The sequence below is a fragment of the Streptosporangium sp. NPDC049046 genome (assembly GCF_040649155.1).
In the GTDB taxonomy this organism is placed as follows: domain Bacteria; phylum Actinomycetota; class Actinomycetes; order Streptosporangiales; family Streptosporangiaceae; genus Streptosporangium.
In genome coordinates, this window is record NZ_JBEZEZ010000001.1 from 109249 (window position 1) to 134158 (window position 24910).

The 24910-nt window shown below is 69.5% G+C and carries 15 protein-coding genes and 1 tRNA gene; 6 read left to right on the forward strand and 10 right to left on the reverse strand.

The annotated features are described in order from the left end of the window. Positions 1 to 5: 5 nt before the first annotated feature. On the reverse strand, positions 6 to 2741 hold the full coding sequence (gene polA / locus AB0B96_RS00500; RefSeq protein WP_362895249.1) for a DNA polymerase I: 2736 nt from the start codon (positions 2739 to 2741) through the stop codon (positions 6 to 8). A 146-nt stretch (positions 2742 to 2887) separates the two neighbouring features. Here polA and AB0B96_RS00505 point away from each other — a divergent pair, with 146 nt between their 5' ends. Further along, positions 2888 to 3232, forward strand: a complete 345-nt coding sequence (locus AB0B96_RS00505; protein ID WP_362895818.1) for a hotdog fold thioesterase — start codon at positions 2888 to 2890, stop codon at positions 3230 to 3232. Positions 3233 to 3526: 294 nt separating this feature from the next. On the opposite strand, the gene AB0B96_RS00510 is transcribed toward AB0B96_RS00505, so the two are convergent. Genes AB0B96_RS00510 through AB0B96_RS00520 form a run of 3 tightly spaced genes read right to left on the reverse strand, consistent with a single transcriptional unit; the run spans position 3527 to position 6003 of the window. Then, positions 3527 to 4315, reverse strand: a complete 789-nt coding sequence (locus AB0B96_RS00510) for an amino acid ABC transporter ATP-binding protein (RefSeq protein ID WP_350948200.1) — start codon at positions 4313 to 4315, stop codon at positions 3527 to 3529. 2 nt (positions 4316 to 4317) lie between these two features. Continuing rightward, on the reverse strand, positions 4318 to 5166 hold the full coding sequence (locus AB0B96_RS00515; protein ID WP_362895252.1) for an amino acid ABC transporter permease: 849 nt from the start codon (positions 5164 to 5166) through the stop codon (positions 4318 to 4320). Positions 5167 to 5169: 3 nt separating this feature from the next. Beyond that, positions 5170 to 6003 carry an ABC transporter substrate-binding protein gene (locus AB0B96_RS00520; protein ID WP_362895254.1) on the reverse strand — a complete coding sequence of 278 codons (834 nt, stop codon included), beginning with the start codon at positions 6001 to 6003 and terminating at the stop codon, positions 5170 to 5172. A 270-nt stretch (positions 6004 to 6273) separates the two neighbouring features. Between AB0B96_RS00520 and AB0B96_RS00525 the strand changes: the two genes are divergently transcribed. Continuing rightward, entirely contained in the window at positions 6274 to 6843 is a 570-nt protein-coding gene (locus AB0B96_RS00525; protein WP_362895256.1) for a DUF4352 domain-containing protein, read from the forward strand. Between the two features lie 284 nt (positions 6844 to 7127). Here AB0B96_RS00525 and AB0B96_RS00530 read toward each other — a convergent pair whose 3' ends face one another. From AB0B96_RS00530 to AB0B96_RS00555, 6 genes are all read right to left on the reverse strand, one after another. Next, positions 7128 to 7946, reverse strand: coding sequence for an ABC transporter ATP-binding protein (locus AB0B96_RS00530; protein WP_362895258.1), 819 nt, complete (start codon positions 7944 to 7946; stop codon positions 7128 to 7130). Next, on the reverse strand, positions 7936 to 8700 hold the full coding sequence (locus tag AB0B96_RS00535; protein WP_350948283.1) for an ABC transporter ATP-binding protein: 765 nt from the start codon (positions 8698 to 8700) through the stop codon (positions 7936 to 7938). The genes AB0B96_RS00530 and AB0B96_RS00535 overlap by 11 nt, the downstream gene beginning before the upstream one ends. Positions 8701 to 8780: 80 nt before the next feature. Beyond that, entirely contained in the window at positions 8781 to 9950 is a 1170-nt protein-coding gene (locus AB0B96_RS00540) for a branched-chain amino acid ABC transporter permease (protein WP_350948195.1), read from the reverse strand. Continuing rightward, complete coding sequence (locus AB0B96_RS00545; protein ID WP_350948194.1) at positions 9947 to 10915, reverse strand: branched-chain amino acid ABC transporter permease; 969 nt, start codon at positions 10913 to 10915, stop codon at positions 9947 to 9949. The genes AB0B96_RS00540 and AB0B96_RS00545 overlap by 4 nt, the downstream gene beginning before the upstream one ends. 218 nt (positions 10916 to 11133) lie before the next feature. Continuing rightward, positions 11134 to 12303, reverse strand: coding sequence for a branched-chain amino acid ABC transporter substrate-binding protein (locus tag AB0B96_RS00550; protein WP_362895820.1), 1170 nt, complete (start codon positions 12301 to 12303; stop codon positions 11134 to 11136). A gap of 340 nt (positions 12304 to 12643) precedes the next feature. Beyond that, the gene (locus tag AB0B96_RS00555) at positions 12644 to 13246 is read right to left on the reverse strand and encodes a response regulator (protein WP_362895261.1); all 603 of its coding nucleotides are present in this window, start codon (positions 13244 to 13246) and stop codon (positions 12644 to 12646) included. Between the two features lie 113 nt (positions 13247 to 13359). On the opposite strand from AB0B96_RS00555, the gene AB0B96_RS00560 reads away from it, so the two are divergent. From AB0B96_RS00560 to AB0B96_RS00575, 4 genes are all read left to right on the forward strand, one after another. Continuing rightward, a tRNA-Leu gene (locus AB0B96_RS00560) sits at positions 13360 to 13436 on the forward strand. A gap of 346 nt (positions 13437 to 13782) precedes the next feature. Further along, the gene (locus AB0B96_RS00565; protein WP_362895263.1) at positions 13783 to 14397 is read left to right on the forward strand and encodes a GNAT family N-acetyltransferase; all 615 of its coding nucleotides are present in this window, start codon (positions 13783 to 13785) and stop codon (positions 14395 to 14397) included. A 146-nt stretch (positions 14398 to 14543) separates the two neighbouring features. After that, the gene (locus AB0B96_RS00570; RefSeq protein WP_362895265.1) at positions 14544 to 21491 is read left to right on the forward strand and encodes an amino acid adenylation domain-containing protein; all 6948 of its coding nucleotides are present in this window, start codon (positions 14544 to 14546) and stop codon (positions 21489 to 21491) included. Further along, positions 21488 to 24649 carry an amino acid adenylation domain-containing protein gene (locus tag AB0B96_RS00575; RefSeq protein ID WP_362895267.1) on the forward strand — a complete coding sequence of 1054 codons (3162 nt, stop codon included), beginning with the start codon at positions 21488 to 21490 and terminating at the stop codon, positions 24647 to 24649. The genes AB0B96_RS00570 and AB0B96_RS00575 overlap by 4 nt, the downstream gene beginning before the upstream one ends. The last annotated feature ends 261 nt before the right edge of the window (positions 24650 to 24910 follow it).

Below are 24910 nucleotides of genomic sequence, written 5' to 3' on the forward strand. Positions count from 1 at the left end.
GCCCGTCAGTGGCCGGCGTCCTCCCAGGTGCGGCCGACGCCCACCGAGACGGCGAGCGGGACGCGCAGGGAGTATGCGGCGTTCATCCGGTCGGTGACCAGCTCCCGCAGGGTCTCCAGCTCGCCGGGGGCCACCTCGAACACGAGTTCGTCGTGGACCTGCAGCAGCATCCGGGAGCCGAGGGCCGCCTCCTTCAGCGCACTCTGCACGTTGAGCATCGCGACCTTGATGATGTCGGCGGCCGACCCCTGGATGGGCGCGTTGAGCGCCATCCGCTCGGCGATCTCGCGGCGCTGGCGGTTGTCGCTGTTGAGGTCGGGCAGGTAGCGGCGGCGGCCGAGGATGGTCTCGGTGTAGCCGTCGTTCCTGGCCTGCGCGACGATCGCGTTGAGGAAGTCGCGGACGCCGCCGAACTCCTCGAAGTATTCCTCCTTGAGCGCCCGTGCCTCGGAGACCGGGATGTTGAGCTGCTCGGAGAGCCCGAAGTCGGACAGGCCGTAGGCGAGGCCGTAGTTCATCGCCTTGATCTTGGCCCGCATCTCCCCGGTGACCTTCTCCGGCTCGACGTCGAAGACCCTCGCCGCGGTGGCCATGTGGAAGTCGTGCCCGGACTCGAAGGAGGCGATGAGCGCCTCGTCACCGGACAGGTGGGCCATGACGCGCAGCTCGATCTGGCTGTAGTCGGCGGTGAGCAGGGTCTCGAAGCCCTTGCCGACCACGAAGCCCTGCCGGATGCGGCGGCCCTCCGCGGTGCGGATCGGGATGTTCTGCAGGTTGGGCTTCTCCGAGCTGAGCCGGCCGGTGACGGCGACGATCTGGTTGAACGTGGTGTGGATGCGGCCGTCGTCGGCGATCTCCTTGATCAGGCCCTCGACCGTGACCTTCAGCTTGGCCTGGTCGCGGTGGCGCAGCATGATCGTCGGCAGCTCGTGCTCGGTCTGGGCGGCGAGCCAGGCCAGCGCGGAGGCGTCGGTGGTGTAACCCGTCTTGGTCTTCTTCGTCTTGGGCAGGTTGAGCTTGACGAACAGGATCTCCTGGAGCTGCTTGGGCGAGCCCAGGTTGAACTGCTCGCCGCCCACGGACGCGTGCGCCGCCTCGATCGCCTGCTTGACCGCGGCGCCGAACTCGGCCTCCAGCCCGCTGAGATACTCCCTGTCGGCGGCGATGCCGGCCCGCTCCAGCTCGGCCAGCACGGTGACGAGCGGCAGCTCCACGTCGCGCATGAGGTGGGTGCCGCCCAACGGCTCCAGGAACGTCTCCAGCGCGTCGGCGAGCTCGCCGACCGCGAGCGCCCGCAGGGCGAGGTCGTGGGAGCCGTCGTCGTCCTGGTCGTCGAAGAGGCTCGCCTGGCCGCCGTTGTCGGTCTCACCGCGCAGCTCGCGGCGTAGGTAGACCCGCACGAGGTCTTCCAGCGGGAACGAGCGCTGCCCCGGCATCGCGAGGTAAGCCGCGAGCGCGGTGTCGCAGGTGAGGCCGCGCAGCTCCATGCCCTGCGCCCACAGCGCGAGCATCGGGCCCTTGGCGTCGTGCACGGCCTTGGGCTTCGACGGGTCGGCGAGCCACTCGCGCAGGGCCGCCTCGTCGGCCTCGGTCAGCGTGGTCGGGTCGATGAACGCGGCGCCGGGACCGCCCGGGGCCGCCTTCCCCTCCCCCGCGCCGGCTCCCGCTCCGGCCGCCGCGACGGCGATGCTGTCGACGCGACCGGTGCCGCTGCCGTACGTGCCCTTGAAGGCGAGGCCGGCGCGGCCCTCGGGCAGCGCGCGCAGCCACGGAGCCACCTCGTCGGGGCCCAGGGTGACGACCTCGACCTCGAAGCCCTCCTCGGCCTCGGCCTCGGGCGAGCCGATCGTCTTGAACACCCGGTCGCGGATCTCGCCGCGGAACTCCAGCGTGTCGAGGATCTTGTTGATCTCGTCGCGGTCGGCCGTGCCGATCTCCAGGCTGGTGACCTCGCGCTCCAGCGGCACGTCGCGGATCAGCTGGGTGAGGCGCCGGTTCATCAGCACCTGGTCGAGGTGGTCGCGGAGCTTGTCGCCGACCTTGCCCTTGACCTCGTCGACGCGGTTGACCAGCTCCTCCAGCGACCCGAACTCGCGAATCCACTTGGCCGCGGTCTTCTCGCCCACGCCGGGGATGTTCTTCAGGTTGTCGCTGGAGTCGCCGCGGATGGCCGCGAAGTCCGGATATTGGGCCGGGGTGAGCTCGTACTTCTCCAGCACCGCCTCGGGGGTGAAGCGGGTCATGTTGCTGATGCCGACGCGGGTCATCAGCACGGTGATCCGCTCGTCGACGAGCTGCAGCGCGTCGCGGTCGCCGGTGACGACGAGCACGTTCATGCCCTGCTCGGCGGCGCGGGTGGCGAGGGTGGCGATCAGGTCGTCGGCCTCGTATCCGGCGAGCGACAGGTGCGGCACGCCCATCGCGTCGAGCACCTCGTGGATCAGGCTCATCTGGCTGCGGAAACTGTCGGGGCTCGCGCTCCGGTTCGCCTTGTAGTCGGCGTATTCCTCGTGGCGGAACGTCGGCTCGGAGCGGTCGAAGCAGACCGCCACGTGGGTCGGCCGCTCGTCGCGGAGCACGTTGACCAGCATCGAGGTGAAACCGTAGACCGCGTTGGTCGTCTGGCCCGTGCTGGTGGAGAAGTTCTCCTCCGGCAGGGCATAGAACGCCCGATAGGCCAGTGAATGCCCATCCAGCAGCAGGAGACACGGTCGAGTGGGGGTCGCTTCGCTCTTCGGCACAAAGAAAGCCTAGTCTCCTGGTGCGACAGAAAACCTGGCCTCGCACGACAGGAGACTTCCCTTTGACCGTGACAGACCCCGAGGAAGCCGCTCGGCGGATCGAGGAGGCGCTCGGCGCCTCGTACAAGAACACGCTGGTGGAGCTGATGGGCATCGTCATCACCGAGGCCGATGCCGAGCGGGTGGTGGGCACGATGCCGGTCAAGGGCAACATCCAGCCCTTCGGTCTGCTGCACGGCGGTGCCTCGTGCGTGCTGGCGGAGACCCTGGGGTCGACGGGAGCGACCCTCCACGCGGGTCCCGGGCGGGTCGCGATGGGTATCGAGATCAACGCCACCCACCACCGCGCGGCCACGTCGGGGCTGGTCACCGGGGTCGCCACCCGGATCCACGGCGGCCGTACGCTCGCCACCTACGACGTCGAGATCCTTGACGAGCAGGGCCGCAGGGTGTGCACCTCGCGCCTCACGTGCATGCTCCGCGACGCCTGAGGCGTCCGAATCGGACCCGATCACGTCCGCCGATCACCTGATCACATCTCGTCCTCGATCATATTCCGACCGCCTTTTTGCCTTCCTCGCGCAACCGGTCCGCTACGGTGGGTGACGGTGATGTCCGTGGGGATGCCGAGTAGAAAACGTACGGGGTCGGGGAAGCTCCGTATGGCGCCAAAGGTCTCCCCCGGGCTCACCGGGTCCACACGCCCTGGGGTTCGCGGGCCTGCCGTGCGGCCCGCGCCGGGCGGGCGCGGGCCGTACGGGGGCGGTGCCGGCCGCCGACGCGCGTCAGATGTCGGTGTGCGTCGGGTCGAGCACGCGGCGCAGGAAGGTCTTCGTACGCTCGTGCTGGGGGGCGCCGATCACCTGCTCGGGGCTGCCGTCCTCCACGATCACGCCGCCGTCCATGAACACGACCCGGTCGGCCACGTCGCGCGCGAACGCCATCTCGTGGGTGACCACGAGCATGGTCATCCCCTCCTCGGCGAGTTTGCGCATGACCGTGAGCACGTCTCCGACGAGCTCGGGGTCGAGCGCCGAGGTGGGCTCGTCGAAGAGCATCAGCGCCGGGCTCATCGCGAGTGCCCTCGCGATGGCCACGCGCTGCTGCTGCCCGCCGGAGAGCTGGGCGGGGAAGGCGTCGCACTTCTCGCCGATGCCGACCTTCTCCAGGTTCTCCCTCGCGATCCGCTCGGCCTCCGCCTTGCCCCGCTTCAGCACCCGGCGCTGCGAGATCATCACGTTCTGCAGGACGGTCATGTGCGGGAACAGGTTGAACTGCTGGAAGACCATGCCGACGCCCCGGCGGGCGGCGTCGATGTCGACGTCGCGGTCGGTCAGCTCCACGCCGTGGACGACGACCTTGCCCGACGTGGGTTGTTCCAGGAGGTTCACGCAGCGCAGCAGCGTGGACTTGCCCGACCCCGAGGGGCCGATCACGCAGACCACCTGGCCGGGTTCGACGGCGAAGTCGATGCCCCGCAGGACTTCGTTCTTGCCGAAGTACTTGTGCAGGTCACGGATCTCGACCGCGTGGTTCGCCGGGGCCTCCGAGGTTTCCGGATTCGCTGAGCTCACTGTCACCGTCCCCTCGCCTGTCGCCTCTCCAGCCGGGACGCGAGGTAGCCCAGCGGGATGGTGACCAGTAGATACGTCACGCCTACGACCAGGATGGGCGTGGCGTTGGCATAGGTCGAGGCCGTGTCGTTGCCGAACTTGGTGAGCTCGACGTAGTCGCCGGAGACGCCGAGGAACAACACCAGCGAGGAGTCCTTGAGCAGGGACACGAACTGGTTGGTCGTCGGCGGGATGACGATGCGAACGGCCTGCGGGATGACGATGGAGACCATGGCCCGCGTGTACGACATGCCCAGCGAGCGCGCCGCCTCCATCTGCCCCTTGGGCACCGCCTGGAGTCCGGCGCGGAGCGTCTCGGCCATGTAGGCCGAGCCGACGATCGTCAGGCCCAGGATGCCCTGGCCGTACGTGCCGCCGGGGATCTCCAGGCCGGTGATGGCGAGCGGCAGGAACAGGATGAGCAGGAAGATCAACAGCGCGGGCAGGCCGCGGAAGATCTCGATGTAGGCGACCGCGATCCACCGGTAGGGACGCACCGACGACAGCCGCATCAGCGCGAGCACCAAGCCGAGGAGGAAGGCGAAGACGAAACCGCCGACCGAGTAGATGATCGTGTTCTTCAGCGCGACCGTGAACAGGTCGGGAAGCGTCTGCTCGGCGACGTCGAGCTTGGTGAAGTTCTCACCGAGCTTGCCCCACTCGATGCGCAGGGCGAGGAAGACCGCCACGGCCGCCAGTACGACGTACTGGACGGCCCTGCTGATCTGCTGCCTCTTGCGGGGGCTGAGCCCGCTCCTGCCGGGGGCGCCCCCGGCAGGAGCGGGCTCTGTCGTCTTTGGCTGGTCGGTCATCGATTAACCGAGCTCGCCGGGCTTCTTACCGAACCACTTGACGAAGATCTGCTCGTAGGTGCCGTCGGCCTTGGCCTCGGTGATCGAGTCGTTGATCGCCTTGAGCAGGATCGGGTCGGCGTTCTTCTTCAGGCCGACGCCGTACTGCTCGCCGGTGTCGAGGCTGGCGACCAGCTCGAACTTGTCGGCGATCTCGGGCTTCTTCAGCCAGGTCAGGACGACCGGGAGGTCCTGGACGATCACGTCGACCTGGCCGGACTGCAGGCCGAGCAGCTCCTTGGGAGAGTCGGCGAACTCCTTGGGGTCGAAGCCCTTCCCCTTGACGTAGTCGAGGCCCGTGGTCGAGGCCTGGGCGCCGAGCTTGAGGTTCTTCGCCTTCACGTCGTCGAGGGTGGTGACGCCGGTCCCCTTCTTGGCCAGCAGAGCCTGCGTGGCGTCGAAGTAGGGCACGGAGAAGTCGATGTTGGCCTTGCGCTCCTCGGTGATCGTCATACCGGCGGCGGCGACGTCACACTTGTTGGTGGCCATCGCCGCACCGCTCTTGATGACGGCGAAGTCGATGTCGACGATCTCCTGCGTCAGGCCGAGCTTCTTGGCGGCGAGGTCGACGATGTCGACGTCGAAGCCGACGACCTTGTCGCCCTCCTTGAACTGGAAGGGCTCGTACGGAAGGTTGGTGCAGGTGGTCAGCTTGCCGGGGGTGACGAGCTTGGGGCCCTCCGCGGCCGCGGGAGCACTTGCCGAGGCACCATCGCTTGGGCTGGCGGTGGTGGACGTGCCACCGCCGCAGGCCGAAAGGCCGAGCGCACCGGCGACGACCATGGCACCCACCGCCATCGCACGACGGGAAACAAAACTCAGGCCCACGAAGGCCTCCTTACGGTCAATGTCGCTTCTTGTATGGATACCTCAGTGCAGGTCATGCTTCATCACCTGCATAATCATGCAGATCACCACTACGACACAATTCGGACAACAACCGCGGTCAAGGGTTCCTGGTCGATACCCTGCCCCCGCGCGGATCCGGGCGCCGGTACTTGCCCGATCGGCAACCGTGATCCGGGGAGCCGTTGAACCAGAGGATCTACCTCGACTACCTTGCCGGATGTGCGTGATCCCCTGAAACCGATCGCCGGTGCCGCCCTCGCCGCCCTCCTCCTGTCCGGCCTGTCCGGCTGCTCGGGAGCACCCCAGGCGAACCCCGCCTCCCCCCAGGCCACGCCCACCCCGACATACGAGCTCCCGCCGCGCCCGGTGCGGCCGGGTGAGAGTGCCGTCAAGGCCGCGCCGGTCACCGACGGTGACACCCGGTTCCAGGTGATCGGCCTGCAGAAGGGCCTGAGCGGCTTCTTCGGCAGCCACGCCGAGTGGCAGGCGAAGGGGCAGTACGTGGTCGTGCGGATCCTCGTGGAGAACCCCGGCCGCACCAACTCCCGCTTCGACGCCAAGCGGCAGAAGCTCGTCGCCGCCGACGGCGCCACCTACACGGTCGACAAGTTCGCGCAGGCCATCAAGCGGCAGCCCGACGAGCTCCCGCTCGGCGCCCAGGTCAGGATCGAGCTGGACCTCTGGTACGACATCCCCAAGGAGGCGAAGGTCTCCGCGATCCGGTTGTTCGGCGACCCGCCTCTCGGCGTGGGCGGCAGCACCGACGGTGTGCAGGTGCCGCTGCCCTGAGCCGGCCCCGCCCCCACCCCGGCGCCGCGCGGAGCGGCCCAGGGGCCTGTGTGGCCCAGGGGCCCGTGCGAAGGGGCCTTCAAGCCCGAGACGCCCTGACGTTCTCCCCGCGGCTCCCCGACGGGCTTCCCGCGGGGAGCCGTGGACTTCCCGCGGGCTTCCCGCAGGCAGGGGAGGCTCCCCGGCTGCTCCTCGCCGTGCTCACACGAACGGGCCCGCCGCGCGGAGTGCGCGACGGGCCCGTCAGGTGCCCTCAGGCCCGGGTGGGCCGTGGAATCACGGCCTCAGGTCAGCTCTTCCTTGCTCTCCTTGGGAGCGGGGCTCCCCTTCGGAGCGGGAGCCGGAGCCGAGGCCGCCGGAGCGGCCTGTGCCTGCGCCTCCGCCTCCAGGTCGATCTCCGCGCCGCCGCCCAGGTAGGCGGCCTGCACGGCGGGGTCGTTGAGCAGCTCGTCCGCGGGCGCGCTCTTGACCACCTTCCCGGTCTCCAGGACGTAGGCGCGGTGGGCCAGCTTCAGCGCCTGCTGGGCGTTCTGCTCCACCAGCAGCACCGTGGTGCCCCGGCGGTTGATCTCCTCGATGATCTCGAAGATCTGCTGCACCAGCAGTGGCGCCAGGCCCATCGACGGCTCGTCGAGCAGCAGCACCTTGGGCTTGGCCATCAGCGCGCGGCCGATGGCGAGCATCTGCTGCTCGCCGCCGGACATCGTGCCGCCCATCTGGTTTCTGCGCTCGGCCAGGCGAGGGAACAGCTCGTAGACCTCGGCCAGGTCGGCGCTGAAGTCTCCGGAGCGGGTGTAGGCGCCCATGAGCAGGTTGTCGTGCACCGTCATGCCGGGGAACACTCCCCGGCCCTCGGGCGACTGCCCCAGACCCGCGATGACCCGCTGATGGCCGGGCATCTTGCTGATGTCCTTGCCGTCGAAGACGATGCTCCCCGACGTCAGGCCGCGCAGGCCCGAGATCGTCTTCAGGGTCGTGGTCTTGCCCGCCCCGTTCGCCCCGATGAGCGTGACGATCTCGCCCTCGTTCACCTCGACCGAGATGCCCTTGAGCGCCTCGATCTTGCCGTAGTGGACACGGATGTCCTTGACCTCAAGAAGCATCGGCGGGAGCTCCCAAATACGCCTCGACGACCCGGGGGTCGGTCCGCACCTCGTCCGGCAGGCCATCGGCGATCTTCTGGCCGAAGTCCAGCACCGCGATGCGGTCGCTGATGCCCATGATGAGGCTCATGTCGTGCTCGATGATCAGAATCGTCCGGCCCGCGTCGCGGATGTCCCGGATCAGCTGCTGCAGCGCCACCTTCTCCGCCGGGTTCATACCGGCGGCGGGCTCGTCGAGCAGCAGCAGCTTCGGGTTGGTCGCGAGCGCGCGGGCGATCTCCAGGCGGCGCTGGTCACCGTAGGGCAGGTTCTTGGCGTGCTCGTTGGCGCGGTGCGAGATGCCGACGAAGTCGAGCAGCTCCATCGCGAGCCTGCGCCCGTCCTTCTCGGCCCTGCGGTGCCAGGGAAGCCCCAGCGCCACGCTGACCATGCCCGACTTGTGGTGCGCGTCCGCGCCCACCATCACGTTCTCGATCGCCGTCATGTTGTGGAACAGCCGGATGTTCTGGAACGTGCGGGCGATGCCCCGCTTGGTGATCTTGAACCGCTTGATGCCGCTGATCTTCTCGTCCAGGAAGCGAACCTCGCCCTCGGTCGGCTGGTAGACGCCGGTCACCACGTTGAAGACCGTGGTCTTTCCCGCGCCGTTCGGGCCGATGAGGGCGAAGATCTCTCCCTCGTTGACGGTGAGGTTCACCTCGCGCAGTGCCGTGACACCGCCGAACCGCATGACGAGGCCCCTCAACTCCAGCATGGCGCGACCAGCGCGTTCCGCCTGGACCGCCTCGGAGTTCTTACCTTCCGGATTCACCTCGGCCGGATTCACCTCGGTGCTCACTTGGAAGCCACCTCCTCACCGTGCGACTCGGGCCCGGGAACCTCGGCTCCGAGCGTACCCATCCCGCCTGACCCCTCTTTCAGCTCCGCCTTGCGTTGGCGCGATGGCAGCAGACCCTCCGGACGGAAGATCATCAGCGCCACGAGCACCGCACCGAAGATCAGCATGCGGTATTCCTGCAGGCCGCGGAACCGCTCGGGCAGCCACGCCACCACGAAGGCTCCCAGCATGACACCCGGCAGGTTGCCCGCGCCGCCCATGACCACCGCGGCCAGGATCGTCGCCGACAGCAGGAACTGGAAGTCGTTCGGGTTGATCGAGATGGCCTTCGCCGCCCACAGCACGCCCATCAGGCCACCGATGGAGGCACCGATGGCGAAGGCGAGCATCTTGAAGCGGAACGTCGGCACGCCCATGACCTCGGCCGCGTCCTCGTCCTCACGGATCGCCGCCCAGGCACGCCCGACCCGGCTCTTCTCCCAGCGCTTCACCAGGATGATCACAACGACGGCGAGCGCGACCAGCAGGTAGTAGTAGGGCCGCGGGTCCAGCACGCCGTATTTGAATGGATCGACCCCGAACACCTCGGAGAAGTTGAAGCCCAGGAAGTGGAAGTCCTCGACGCTCGGCGGGTGCGGGATGCCGCGGATGCCGTTCGGGCCGCCGATCTCGTCGGTGTTGCGGGCGGTGATGCGAATGATCTCACCGAAGCCCAGCGTGACGATCGCCAGATAGTCACCGCGCAACCGCAGTGTCGGAGCGCCCAGGGTGAGGCCCGACAGGGCGCAGATCCCGATGCCGACCAGCATGATGAGCCAGAAGTTCCAGCCCAGTCTGGTGCCGAGCAGCGCCATCGCGTAGCCGCCGACCGCGTAGAACGCGACGAAGCCCAGGTCGAGCAGGCCCGCCTGGCCGACCACCACGTTCAGGCCGATCGCCAGGACCACGTACGTCCCGATCGGGAAGAACAGGATGCTCGCCCAGTCGGTGTAGGGCGACATGAAGGGGGCGAGGCTCTCCGAGGGCAGCAGCAGCGCCGCGACGATCAGGAGCACATAGAGGATCCAGCGCTGCCAGCCAGGTGTGGTCTGCCAGCGATCGTGCATGACGTCACCGAAGCGGCCGAGACCCGTACGGAAACTTGCCAGGGGATTCTTCTGGTTCATGCGCGCGCCTGCTGGAGTGATTCACCGAGGATGCCGGTGGGGCGGAACATCAGGACCAAGATGAGGATGGTGAAGGAGATCACGTGTTTCCAGTCGGAGCCGAAGAAGATGGCTCCGTAGTTCTCCACCAGCCCGAGCGTGATTCCGCCGACCAGAGCGCCTCGCAGGTTACCGATACCGCCCAGGACCGCCGCGGTGAACGCCTTGATACCGAAGAGGAATCCGACGTAGTAGTGCGTGTTCTCATATGAGATCAGGTAGAGCGCTCCCGCCACGCCGGCCATGCTGCCACCGACGAGGAAGGTCATCCGCACGACCCTGTTGATGTCGACACCCATCAGGACGGCCGCCTCGGGGTTCTGCGCGGTGGCGCGGATACCCCGGCCGATCTTCGTCCGGTTCACCAGGGCGTCCAGCGCGATCATCATGCCGATGGCGGCGACGATGACGAAGACCTGGTCGACCCGGACCGTGTGGCCGAAGATCGAGAAAAGCTCGGTCCGCTCCATGATGCGGGGCAGGGCCATCTGGATCCTGCCCTGCTCGGGACGGTTGAAGACGTTCGGGATCACCAGGAGCGCGAACAGCTCCTGCAGGAAGATCGAGGCGCCGATCGCCGAGATCAGCGCCGCCAGCCGGGAGGCGCCGCGCTTGCGCAGCGGCCGGTAGGCGATGCGCTCCAGCCCCACCGCGACGGTCGCCGAGGCGATCATGCCGGCCAGGATCATCGCGACGACGAGGCCGACCAGCGCGATGCCCGTGAGGGGGGAGTTGATGCCGAACACGAACGGTACGAGCATCGCACCGAAGGTCCCGATCATGAAGACTTCGGAATGCGCAAAGTTGATCAGCCGCAGCACGCCGTACACCATCGTGTAGCCGAGCGCGATCAGGGCATAGATCGATCCGAAGGAGAGGCCGTCGATCGTCGCCGGCCAGAACAGATTGATGAAGTCATTGAGCACTAGGGTTTACCACTTCTAGCGGGGGTCGCCTGCACGTCCGGGTAGCACACCGCCTCCAGCGGAATCTCGTGGATTCGGCGGAATCCCGTGGACTCTGCGGAATCTCGTGGATTCAGCGGAATCCCGCGGATTCTCTGGAGGCGCGAGAGGAGCGGGAACGCATTCGCGGCGTTCCCGCTCCCCGCGCGTCGGCTACCTAAATCTCCTTCAGCGCTCGACTAGCCCAGCTTGGCCTCGTTGGCCTTGCCCAGCAGGCCGATGGCACCGTCCTTGACCTGGTAGATGTAGATGTCCTTCGCCGAGACCTCACCGTTGGCCTCGAACTTGACCTGCTTCGAGACACCCGCGAAGTCCACCGTGGCGATGAACTCGTTGATCTTGTCGGAAGTGACGTTGCCCGCCTTGATCGCCTCGACGAAGACCGTCGCGGCGTCGTAGCCCTCGGCCGCGTAGATGGCCGGGTCGGCGCTGTAGGCGGCCTTGTAGGCGTCGGCGAAGCCCTTCACCTTCTCGTCGGTGACGTCCGGGGTGGCGATGTAGCAGGGGCAGCCCACCAGGGCGCCCTCGGCGTTGTCGGCACCGGCGCCGTCGATCAGGCCCTTGTCCAGCGAACCGTCGCCGGAGAGGAACTTCGCGGTCACGCCCTTGTCGCGGAGCTGCTTGAGCAGGTTGCCGCCCGCGGCGTAGTAACCACCGAAGAAGATCGCTTCGGGCTTGGACGCCGCGACCTTGTTCACCACGGAGGAGAAGTCGCTCTCGGCCGGGTCGAGCGAGTCGGTCTCGGGCTTCACGCCCTTGGCCTCGAGCTCCGCCTTGACGGCGTCGGCGAGCGGCTTGCCGTACTCGGACTTGTCGTCGATCACGAAGACCTTCTTCGCGGCGACGCCTTCCGCGATGAAGGCGCCGATGCCGGGGCCCTGGACGCTGTCGCTCGGCAGCACGCGGTGCCAGAACTTCCAGCCGTTCGTCGACAGCGCGGCGTTGGTGGCGGAGGCCGAGACGCTCGGCAGCTTCGCCTCCTCCAGCACCGGAGCCACCTGGGCGGACTCACCGGAGAACGCGGGGCCGATCATCGCGACGATCTTGTCGGTCTTGATGGCCTGCTGAGCCAGGGCGACGGCCTTCGACGGGTCCGCCTGGCTGTCATATTCAACCAGCTCGATCTTCACAGCCGGGTTGGTCTTGTTGTACTCGTCAATGGCGAGCTTCGCACCGTTCCTGGGGGGAATGACGATGCCGGCGTTTGCGCCGGTCAGGTCTCCCATGAAGCCAATCTTGACGGTACCGGGGGCGGCAGCACTGGAGCCACCCTCAGCCGGCGTGGCCTCCGTACCACCGCTGCCACAGGCAGCGAGACCGAGGGTGAGCGCCACACCGGCGGCAAGCACTCCACCGAGGCGTGCAGTCTTAAGCCGCAAGGTTGCCTTCCTTTCGCCCGGTCCCTCGTCAGGACCGAGTTCACAGATACCCTTCCCTGGCGGGTGGCCAGGGGTTGTGTCGGTTAGTACAACTAGCGGATGTCACGGGTCGATACAGGACGGCCCACCGTTACCGCTTCGTTATTACACCGATCCTTTTCGGCTATCAGACACAAAAGCCGTGGTCACTGGCGACCTCACGGCTTCCGCGGGGGGTCACCCCGGCCGTCCGGAGGCCCTCCGGCGCCCCTGAGGCGCGTCCTGCGGCCACCCGACGACCCTCTACCCCAAAAAGGGTCAAAACGCCCGATCAGGCCTCAGGGGCCTGCGTCTCGGGCTCCGTTCCGTCGGTCACCACGATCTGCGCCACCTGTCGCATGCTCAGCCTGCGATCCATCGACGCCTTCTGGATCCATCGGAACGCCTGCGGCTCGCTCCACCCGTGGCGCTCCATCAGCAGCCCCTTGGCCCGCTCCACCAGCTTGCGCGTCTCCAGCCGCTCCGAGAGCGTCCCGACCTCCCGCTCCAGCGCGGCGATCTCCTGATGCCTGCTCACCGCCATCTCGATCGCCGGAACCAGGTCCGACTTGGTGAACGGCTTCACGAGGTACGCCATCGCTCCGGCGTCCCTCGCCCGCTCGACCAGGTCCCGCTGGGAGAAGGCGGTGAGGATGAGACACGGCGCGATCCGCTGCGACACGATCTGCTCGGCCGCCGAGATCCCGTCCAGGATGGGCATCTTCACATCCAGGATCACCAGATCCGGCCGCTGCTCCATCGCCAGCTTGACCGCGGACTCCCCGTCTCCGGCCTCCGCGACGACCGCATACCCCTCCTCCTCCAGCATCTCCTTGAGGTCGAGGCGGATCAACGCCTCGTCTTCCGCGATCACCACTCGCCGCTGCGTACTCACGAGCAAGAGAGTACCGACGTCCGCTAGATTGAGACCACGCCGGTGCCCGAGAGTGATCTACTTCTAGGTAAGCTCTTCACTGGTACGTAAGATCCGGACAAAAACGGAAAAATGCCCCGATAGACCAATCGGCAGAGTCGATGGACTCAAAATCCATTCAGTGTGGGTTCGAATCCCACTCGGGGCACCATGTTCGACTCGGCCGTCCGAGGTCGGCCGATGCGGACTTCTCCCGCGCGGCGTCGAGACGCCGGAAAACCACCTGGGGCGGTGACCCCGCCCGTCTCCTGTGAAAACCCCGGAGCCCTCCTCCGGGCGAGTGGGCGAGCCGGCGCTCCCGCCCGCCCCCGCGAAAACCGTCGGCCCCGCCCTCCGTCCACCTTCGCGGACCGGCACTCCGAGGCCCGAGGCGTCCTGGAGGGACCGGCGGGAGACGGCGTACCACCGACTTCGGCTTCCCAGGCACGAATGCGGGCTCCGCGGGCGGAGTAGGTTGCTCGCAAGTCGTGTCAGACGGCGTAACGAGAGGTGGCGGCATGGAAGCTGCGGGGAACGGCCAGGCCGGGCGGGGTGAACTCGGCGTCGGGTTCGGTGCCGGGCGGGTGCGTCTTCCGGAGCGGGTGAGGCTCAGCGGGCACGGGGTGGTGCTGCGGGAGTGGGAGGACGGCGACCTGACGGCGATGGTGAAGCTGTTCGACGACCCGCAGGTGGCGTACTGGACGCCGCTCGTCTCTCCGTTCGACTTCGAGGCGGCGCGCGCCTATCTGGAGCGTGCCAGGCAGCGGCGGGCGTCCGGGGAGCGGATACAACTGGCGATCACCGTGGACGGAGGCGAGCCGGCCGGCGAGGTGCTGCTGATGATGAGCGGGCTCGGTCTGGACGTCGCGGAGATCGGCTACAGCCTGGGAGCCGCCTACCGAGGGCGAGGGCTCGCCTCGGAGGCGGTACGGGTGATGACGGAGTTCGCCAGGAGGACGGTGCGTGTCTCACGGCTGCTGCTGGAGATCGAGGACGCCAACGCGGCGAGCGTGGCGGTGGCCCGTGCGGCGGGGTACCACCTCACCGACGCGCCACCGGTCCCCACGGAGGAAAAGGGACGATCAATCATGTTGCGGACATGGGAGTACGAGGAGCCCCAGACTCGCGGATAAGTCGTGTGTGTTGTTGATCTCGACTCGGTCCGACAGATATGTATGAATGTCATTAATCACGAGGAAAGGTAAGCGGTCTGGAGAGATCCGACGCGCTCCCCGGCCGCGGAGCCCGTCTCAGCCCCACCCCCCGAAAGTGAGCCACGTTGACGTCCTCGCCTGGCCAATCCCTGAGCAGCACCCAGCTTTCCGACGCCAAGCGAGCACTACTGGAGAAACGGCTGCGCCGCCGCGCGCCGGACCCGGTGTTCACGATCCCCCGTCGCCCCCCGGGGCGGGGGGCGCCGCTGTCCTTCGGGCAGGAGCGGCTGTGGTTCATGGACCAGTTCGCTCCCGGCACCGCCGCGTACACGATCCCGATGACGTTGCGGTTGACGGGGCCGCTGGACGTCGCGGCGCTGGAGCGGGCGATCGCGGCGGTGGTCGCCAGGCACGAGAGCCTGCGGACGCGTTTCCCCCCCGACGAGGACGGGCGCCCGACCGCGGTGGTGGAGGAGCGGGTCGAGGTACCGCTGGAGAGGGCCGAGGCGGACGGCGAACGGTCCGCGATACGGCTGGTGAGCGACGCGGCCGCGCTGCCGTTCGACCTGGCGCGGGGGCCGCTGCTGCGGACGCTGCTGGTACGGGTGGGCGGCGGGAACGCCGACCCCCCTGGCGCTCCGGACGCGGCGAAAGCCGGGAAGCCGAGAGAAGGCGGGACCGCGGAGGACACCGCGGGCGCCGAGGATCACGTGCTGCTGGTGGCGCTGCACCACATCTGTGGTGACGGCTGGTCCACCGACATCCTCGCCGACGAGCTGGGGGCCTGCTACGCGGGGACGGAGCTTCCCGGGCCGCCGTTGCAGTACGGCGACTACGCGCTGTGGCAGCGGGAACGGCCGGTCTCCGAGGCCGCCCTGGCCTACTGGCGGTCGCGGCTCGCCGGGGTGGTGCCGCTGGAGCTTCCGCTGGACGGGCGACGGCGGGGCGAGCAGACGTTCGCGGGAGCCTCGCACGGTTTCACGCTGGGACCGGAACTGGTGGAAGGGCTGACGCGGCTGGCACGGGAGTCCGGCGCGACCCTGTACATGGTTCTGCTCGCGGCCTACCAGGTGCTGCTCGGCCGGTACGCGCGCCAGGACGACTTCGCGATCGGCTCCCCGGTGGGCGGGCGCCCCCGGCGGGAGCTGGAGAGCGTGATCGGCATGTTCGTGAACGTGCTCGCGATGCGCGCGGACCTGTCGGGCGACCCGGGGTTCCTGGAGCTGCTGGAGAGGGTCAGGCGGACCACGACGGAGGCGTACGAGCACCAGGAGCTGCCGTTCGAGCAGCTGGTCGGGGAGCTGGGCATCGAGCGGGACGTGAGCAGGTCTCCGGTGTTCCAGGCGGTGTTCGCGCTGCAGAGCTACGGGCGCAGGGAGGGGACGCGCTGGCCGGGGTTGTCGGTGGAGCCCTTCGACTTCGAGGCGAGGGCGACGCGTTTCGACCTGGAGCTGTTCCTGAGCGAGCAGCCGGACGGGATGGGCGGGCTCTTCGTCTACAACCGCGACCTGTTCGACGCGGCCACGATCGAGGGGATGGCCGCGCAGCTGGAGACGCTGCTGGGAGCGGTGACGGCCACTCCGGCGGCGCGGATCTCGGAGCTGGACGTCCTTCCCGCCGAGGAGCGGGACCGGGTGCTGGCGTGCGCGGCGGGTCCCGGGGAGCCGTACCCGGACGGGGCGACGCTGGGCGGGATGTTCGAGGCGCAGGTGGCCAGGACGCCGGGGGCGGTGGCGCTGGAGTTCGAGGACGAACACCTGACGTACGCGCAGCTGGAGGCGCGGGCCAACCGGCTCGCGCACCGGCTGCGCGGGCTGGGGGTGGGGCCGGGCTCGCTGGTGGCGGTGTGCGCGGAGCGGTCGGTCGAGCTGGTGGTGGCGCTGCTGGGGGTGGTGAAGGCCGGGGGTGCGTACGTGCCGCTGGATCCGGAGTATCCGCCCGAGCGGCTGGCGTTCATGCTGGCCGACGCGGCGGTGCCGGTGCTGCTCGCGCAGCGGGCGGTGCTCGACGTAATCCCCGAGGATCCGGGGGGCGCGCCTCCCGCCGGCTCGGTGGACACCCTCGCGGATGCGGAGGCCGCGAGGATGCCCCGGGACGGCGGGATGACGACGGTCGTCCTGGACGATCCGCTGGACGGGCCGGACACGCCCGTGGAGCCGTCGGCGACCTCGGCCGACGCGGCGTACATGATCTACACCTCGGGGTCGACGGGACGGCCCAAGGGGGTGCCCAACACGCACGGGGGCATCCGCAACCGGCTGGGCTGGATGCAGGACGTCTACGGGCTGACCGGCGACGACGCGGTGGTGCAGAAGACCCCGGCGGGTTTCGACGTGTCGGTGTGGGAGTTCTTCTGGCCGCTGGTGACGGGCGCGCGGCTGGTGCTGGCCCGTCCCGGCGGGCACAGGGACGCGGCGTACCTGCGGGACCTGATCGTGGACCGCGGGGTGACGACGGCGCATTTCGTCCCCTCGATGCTCGCGGCGTTCCTGGAGGAGGAGGGCGTCGAGGCGTGCGGGTCGCTGCGCCGGGTGGTGTGCAGCGGCGAGGAGCTCACGGCGCACGTGGCCGAACGCTTCTTCGCGCGGCTGCCGGGGACGGGGCTGTACAACCTGTACGGGCCGACGGAGGCGGCGATCGACGTGAGCCTGTGGCGGTGCCGCCCGGGTGACGCGACGGTGCCGATCGGGCACCCGGTGCGGAACACCTCGCTGTACGTGCTGGACCGCCACCTGCGGCCGGTGCCCTTCGGGGTTCCCGGTGAGCTGCACATCGGCGGGACGCAGGTGGCGGTGGGCTATCACGCCCGGCCCGGCCTGACGGCGGAGCGGTTCGTACCCGACCCGTTCGGGACGGCGGGGGCACGCCTGTACCGGACGGGCGACCTCGTGCGGCTCCGCCGCGACGGCGCGATCGAGTTCCTGGGGCGGATCGACCACCAGGTGAAGATCCGCGGGCAGCGGATCGAGCTGGGCGAGATCGAGACGGTGCTGCGCGGGCTCGCAGGGGTGCGCGAGGCGGTGGTGACGGTGCGGGAGGACGGCGCGCCGGGCGACAGGCGGCTGGTCGCGTACGTGGTGCCCACCGTCGCGACGGCCGGCACGACAGGGGACGATCCGGCGAGGGCGGAACCGAGCGGGACCGCAGCCAACAGGACGGCGCCGGACGGGACGGCGCCGGGCGAGACAGGAGCGAGCGGGACGGCGCCAGGCGGGACGGTGCTGGACGGGACGGTGCTGGACGGGACGGAGTTGCGGCGGGCGTTGAAGGTGACGCTGCCCGAGCACATGGTGCCCTCGGCCTTCGTGGTGCTGGACGCGCTGCCGCTGAGCCCGAACGGCAAGCTGGATCGCGGAGCGCTGCCCGCGCCGGAGCGGCGGGTTGCCGAGGCGGCGGGAGCAGGTGCCGAGCCGCGGACGCCGGTGGAACGGGCGATCGCCGACATCTGGCGTGAACTGCTCGACGTGGAGTCGGTCGGCGCCGACGGTGACTTCTTCGAGTTGGGCGGTCACTCGCTCGTCGCGATCCAGGCGGTGGCGCGGATGCGCAAGGCGCTGCCGGTGGTCGGCGGGCGCGCGGTCGGGGTGATGGACCTGTTCAAGCATCCGACGGTGCGCGAACTGGCGGCCCTGGTGGAGCGGCCCGCGGGTCCCGCGGGGCCGCGCAGCCTGCTGTACGAGCTGACCAGGCCGGGACCCGCGCTGATGACGTACGTGTGCATACCGTACGGCGGCGGCAGTCCGCTGATCTTCCAGCCGCTCGCCGACGCGCTTCCCGACGGGTGCTCGCTGCACGCGCTCGCCTTCCCCGGGCACGACCCCGGGTTGCCCGACGAGGAGACCAGGCCGATCGACGAGGTCGCGGACCTGTGCGTGACCGAGATCCTGCAGAACGTCGAGGGCCCCCTCGCCCTGTACGGGCACTGCGGCATCGGCGGCGCGCTCGTGGTGGAGGTGGCGCGGCGGCTGGAGGAGCGGGGCCGCGCGCTGGAGGCGGTGTACATCGGGGCGATCTTCCCGTTCGCCAAGCCCAGGGGCAGGATCGCCGGGCCGCTGGCGCGGCTGACGCGCTACGATCGGTTGCGCGGCGACCGGGTGTACGAGAACCGGATGAGGTCGATGGGCACCGACATCTCCGGGCTCGACGACGAGCAGATCCGGTTCATGGTGCGCAACCAGCGGCGTGACACCCTCATCGCGGAGGAGATCTTCACGCGGGTGCTGGCCGAACGAGTGGAGCGGCTGCGGGCACCGGTGATCTCGGTGGTGGGCGAGCAGGACCCGACGACCGACTACTACCAGGAGCGTTACCGGGAGTGGCACTTCCTGAGTGACACCACGGCGCTGGTGATCCTGGACGAGGCGGGCCACTATTTCCTGAAATATCGTGCTGCGGAGCTGTCGGAGATCCTCACCAACACCCACATCGCGATGGGGTACGGCGCGGCCGGCACGCTCGACCGGCCCTCGCGGGGTCCCGGGGCCGGCTGGTGGGTCGAGGAGGTCTCCGTCCTGCCCCCCGCCCCGGATGCGGAGAAGGACGCCGCCGCGCCCGGGGAACCGTCCGCCACGAAGGAGGAGACCACCGCTCCCAGGGAGGCATCCGCTCCCGAGCGACCCATCGCACGGGAGAGACCGGCCGCTCGGGAGAAACCGGCCGGAGCCACGGCGCGGACCGGGACACAGGGCGGGACACAGGGCGGGACACAGGGCGGGACACAGGGCGGGACACAGGGCGGGACACAGGGCGGGACACGGATGAAGGCGCCGCCGCCGAGCCTGCGGCGGTTCCTGGTGGTGGCGGGGTTCCAGCTGGTGTCGATGGTGGGCACCGCGGTCACCGACTTCGCGATCCCGGTGTGGATCTACCTGACCACCGGGTCACTGGTGGACTTCGCCCTGTTCGTCGCGTTGTCGATCATGCCGGGAGTGGTGATCGCGCCGCTCGCGGGGGCGATCGTCGACCGGTCGAGCCGTCGCTCGATGATGATCCTCGGCAACTGCATGGCCGGGGGCACCCAGCTCGTCCTGGGCGCCCTGTTCTGGACGGGCACGCTGGAGATCTGGCACATCTATCCGCTCACCGCGTGCCTGTCGATCGCGCTGATCTTCCAGCGGCTCGGCTTCACCACCGCGCTCCCCCAGCTCGTCCCCAAGGAGTACATGGGGCACGCGGCCGGGGTGGTGCAGATGGTGATCGGCACCGCGCAGTTCGCCGCACCGCTGCTGGCCGTCGCGCTGCTGTCCGGCATCGGCCTGGGCGGCATCCTCGTCGTCGACGTGGCGAGTTTCCTCCTGGTGCTGGGCGCCCTGCTGCTCATCCGCTTCCCCGACACGATGGCGCACTCGCCCAGGGAACCGCTCTCGAAGGAGATCGCGCAGGGATTGCGGATGTCGATCGGCAACCGCCACCTGCGGGCGGCGATGATCTACTTCGCCTCGCTCAACGTGATGCTCGCGGCGCTGCTGCTCTCGATAACCCCGTTGGTGCTGTCGTTCTCCACGCTGACCGTCGCCGGGCAGATCTCCTTCGTCGGCGGCCTGGGTGGGGCGCTGGGCGGCATGGTGATCGCGCTGTGGGGCGGGCCGAAGCGGCGGCGGATGCGCGGGGTGATGCTGGCGACGCTGGGACTCTCGGTCTTCGCGGTGATCACCGGGTTGCGGCCCTCGGCGTGGGTGGTGGGCATCGGGGCGTTCGGCCTGTGGGGCTGCCTGTCGATCGTGAACGGCACCTTCCTGACGATCATCCACACGAAGGTGCCCCAGCGTTTCCACGGCCGCGTGCAGTCGCTCAACCAGATGGTGTCGTGGTCGACGCTGCCGATCGGCATGGCGGTGGTCGCGCCGCTGGGCGAGCGACTGCTCAACCCGCTGCTGGTGCCCGGCGGCGCGCTCGCACCGACGGTCGGCTCGGTGATCGGCGTCGGGCCCGGCCGTGGCGTGGCGCTCATGTACATCGTGCTGGGCCTGGGCATCGCGGTGCACGTGCTGATCTCGATGCGCACGCGGGTGCTGTCGACGTTCGACGACGAGATGCCGGACGCCCCGGCGGACGACCTGGTCGGCGCCCAGATCCTGCGGGAGCGGGCGGGCAACCGGGTGAGCGTGGCCTGGACCGCCCCCGCGTTCGCCAAGGCGATCACCATGCCGCTGTCGCCGGAACGCGCGCAGGTGCTGCTGCGCACCCCGTATCCGGACGCGGAGGTGCGGGAGGTCGTGCTGCGCACCGGCGGGGAGATCAGCGCGGTGTACGAGGTGAGGTGCGCCGACCGCGACCTCATCGTGAAGATCTACCCCGATGTGCTGACGGCGCGGCTGCACAAGGAGGTGCACGTCTACGAGCTGCTGCGCGGCAGCGGCGCCTCCTGTCCCGAGATGGTGCACTGGGACGTCTCGCGACGCGACCTGCCGCACGCGTACGCGGTGATGACGAAGGTTCCCGGCCGTCCGCTGTCGGAGGTCTCCGGCGGGCTCTCGGCTGAGGAGATCGCGGGTCTGTACCGGGAGATGGGCCGCACGCTGCGGGCGGTGCACGGGGTTCGGGTGGAGAGGTTCGGGCCGATCGACGGGCCGCAGGAGAGCTCCAACGAGGCGTACGTGGGCGGGCAGCTGGACCTGAGGCTCGCGCAGTTCGTCGAGTTCGGCGGGGATCCCGAGCTGCACGCGGAGCTGAGCGCCCACGTGCGGCGCGACCGCCACCTCCTGACGCGCTGCGACGCGCCCGTGCTGTGCCACAACGACTTCCACGAGCGCAACGTCATGGTCGCCGGGAGCGAAGGCCCCGGTAGCCCGCTGCGGATGACGGGGGTCATCGACATGGAGAACGCGCTGGGCGGCGACCCGCTGATGGACCTGGCGCGGACCGACTACTTCGCGGTCAGGGGTGACGCGGAACGTCGGCGGTACCTGCTTGAGGGGTACGGCGACCTGCCCGGCGACTGGCCGGAGCGCCTCGCGTTCTACCGGCTCTGCCACGCCCTGGAGCAGTGGCACTGGCTGGCCACCCTGGGCGAGACCGCCGCCCTGCCCGTGATCGCGGAACAGCTTCGTGAGTGTCTCAAGGAGAAGGTGTGACAGACGTCTTTCCCGCCTCGTTCGCCCAGGAGCGGATCTGGTTCCTGCACGAGCTCCTGCCGGACCTGGCCGTGTACAACATCCCCGTCCGCCTGGAGGCGACCGACCTGCGGCCGGTGGACCCCGATCTCCTGGAGCGGGCCCTGGCGGTGCTCGCGAACAGGCACGAGTCGATGCGGACGTCGTTCGAGCTGCGCGACGAGCAGGTCGTGCAGACGATCGCGGACCGGGTGCCGGTCTCGGTGGCCAGGACCGACCTTTCCGGGCTGCCCCCACGGGAGGCGGCCGAGGAGTTCGAGCGGGTCGCGGCGCGGGAGGCGCGCGCGCCGTTCCGGCTGGACGAGGCCCCGCTCTGGCGGGTGCGGCTGGTGACGATGGGCGGCGAGGAGTGCCGGCTGCTGCTCGTCCTGCACCACACGATCTTCGACGCCTGGTCGTCGACCATCCTGTGGCGGGAGCTGGTGGAGGTCTACCAGGCGCTGCGCGAGGACCGCGACCCCAAGCTGCCCGAGCTGGCGATCCAGTACGCCGACTACGCGGTCTGGCAGCGCGACCGGCTGGGCGGCGGCGAACTGGACGGCGACCTGGCCTACTGGCGGGAGCGGTTGCGCGGCAGCGTACCGCTGGAGCTGCCGTCCGACCGGCCGCGCCCCGCGGAGATGAGATACACCGGCTCGGTGCTGGACTTCGCGGTGCCGGAGGAGCTCACCGAGCGGGTGGGCGCGCTGGCGAGAGGGCGGAACACCACGCCGTTCACGGTGCTGCTCACCGCGTTCTCGGTGCTGCTGGCGCGCTGGAGCGGGCGCGATGACGTCGTGGTGGGCTCCCCCGTCGCCGGCCGGGAGCTGCCGGAGCTGGACGCGCTGATCGGCATGTTCGTCAACACGCTGCCGCTCCGCACCGACCTGGGCGGCGACCCCGCGTTCGACGAGGCGCTGGACCGGGTCCGCACGACCGTGCTCGAGGCGTTCGACCACCAGAACGTGCCGTTCGCGAAGCTCGTGGAGGCGGTGAGCCCGCCCCGCGACCCCGGCAGGACGCCGCTGTTCCAGGTGGGGTTCAACCAGATCGCGGTGGACGCGCGCGGCCGGTACGGCAACGGCACCTCCAAGGCCGATCTCACCATGGAGCTCCACAATCCGGACGGCAGGCTGGAGGGCTGGGTCGAGTACAGCACGGACCTGTTCGACGAGGACACGATCCGCCGCCTGGTGTCGGCGTACCTGACGCTGCTCGGCGCGGCCGTCGACGACCCGGGGCTGCCGATCTCCCGGCTGCCGCTGCTGGACGGGGCCGAGCGTGCCCGTCTGCTGTCCTCCTGGCACGGCCCCGAGGCCGCCTACCCGCAGCGCTGCCTGCACGAGCTGATCGCCGAGCGTGCGCGGCGGACGCCGGACGCCCCCGCGGTCGTCTCCTCGGAGGGGACGCTCACCTACGGGCGGCTTGAGGAGCGGGCGAACGCGCTGGCCCGGCGGCTGCGCGAGCGCGGGGTGGGGGCGGAGAGCCCGGTCGCCGTGTGCCTGCCGAGGAGCGCCGAGCTGATCGTGGCGCTGCTCGCGGTGCTGAAGACCGGTGGCTGCTACGTGCCGCTCGACCCGGAGTATCCGAAGGAGCGGCTGGGGCTCATGCTGGCCGACTCGGGGACCCGTCTGCTGCTGACCCGCGCGACGCTGGTGGAGCGGCTGCCGTCCAACCATCCCCCGGCGATCCTGCTCGACGCGATGCCCTCGGGCGGAACGTCCGAGTTCGTCCCCGACCCCGTCTCCCCGGACTCGCCCGCCTACGTGATCTACACCTCGGGGTCGACGGGGGTGCCCAAGGGGGTGGTGGTGCCGCACCGCGGGGTGGTGAACCTGGTCACCGCCCTGGGGTTCACCGAGCGGGAGCGGATGCTGCTGCTCACCTCGCTGTCGTTCGACATCGCGGCGCTGGAGATCTTCGGCCCGCTCACGGCGGGCGGCGCGGTGGTGCTCGCTCCCCCGTACGGCACGGGCCGGCTGGGCGAGCTGGTGGCGGAGGCGGGGGTGACGACGGTGCAGGCGCCGCCGTCGGTGCTGGAGGAGATCCTGGAACGGCTGCCCGCGGGGCTGCCGCGCGTGTTCAGCGGCGGGGAGCCCCTCCCGGTGTCGCTCGCCGGGCGGATCCACCGGGTCACCGACGAGCTGTGGAACCTCTACGGGCCGACGGAGACGACGATCTGGTCGTTCGCGCACCGGGTGCCGAAGGGCACGGAGTCGATGTCGATCGGCATGCCGGTCGCGGGCACCACCGCGTACGTGCTGGACGAGGCGATGGAGCCGGTGCCCTCCGGTGTGGTGGGGGAGCTGTTCCTGGGCGGCGACGGGGTCGCCCGCGGCTACCGGGGGCGGCCTGGGCTCACCGCCGAGCGGTTCGTCCCCGACCCGTTCGGCCGGGGTGGGCGTCTCTACCGGACGGGTGACCTCGTGCGGCGGCTGCCCGACGGCACCCTGGAGTTCCTCGGACGCGCGGACGACCAGGTGAAGGTGCGAGGGGTGCGGATCGAGCTGGGCGAGGTGGAGGCGGCGCTGACGGCCTACCCGGGGGTGCGCCGGGCGGTCGCCGCGGTCAGGGAAGACGCCCCCGGCGGCCGGGCGCTGGTCGCGTACCTGGACATGGACACGGACGCCGAGACGGGCGCGGGCGCCGAGAGGGGCGCGGAGGCGACGGCCGGGGAGCTCAGGGCGTTCCTGGCGACGCGGCTGCCCGCCACGATGGTGCCGAGCCTCTTCGTGCCGGTACGGGATTTCCCGAAGCTGCCCAACGGCAAGCTCGACCGCGCCTCGCTGCCCTCCCCCGTCTCCGAGGAGGTCCCGGCGGCACCCACGAGACCGGGCACGGCGAGCGAGGAGCTGGTGCACGAGATCTGGTGCGAGGTGCTGGGCAGGAGCGGCATCGGGATCGACGACGACTTCTTCGACGTCGGCGGGCACTCGCTGCTCGGTACCAAGGTCGTCGCCAGGATCTGCTCGACGGTGGGCGTCGACCTGCCGCTCAACGCCCTGTTCACCACGCGCTCGGTCCGCGGGCTCGCGCTGGTGGTCGAGGAGTGCCTGGCCGCCGAGATCGACCGGCTCACGGACGAGGAGGCCGAGCGGATCGCCGAGGAGTACGACCACAATGACGGCGGGGTGAACTAGGACCGAAATAGGCATTTAGGACACTTGCTCTTGGTAGCCTCCGGCCACGGCCGGTGTCCACGGAGTGAGACGCTTCACGACGCACGGAAGCGGTAGGTCACCTTCCGTTCACCGGATCGCCACCAACTGCGGCGATCCCGGAGCGTCACGACGCTCGAAGATCTTCCCCTACGGCCGAAACCGGCATTACGCCACACGTTTAACTTTCAATCCTTGACTGTCCGATGACGCAAATAATAGGAATGACCTGGCTTATAGCTT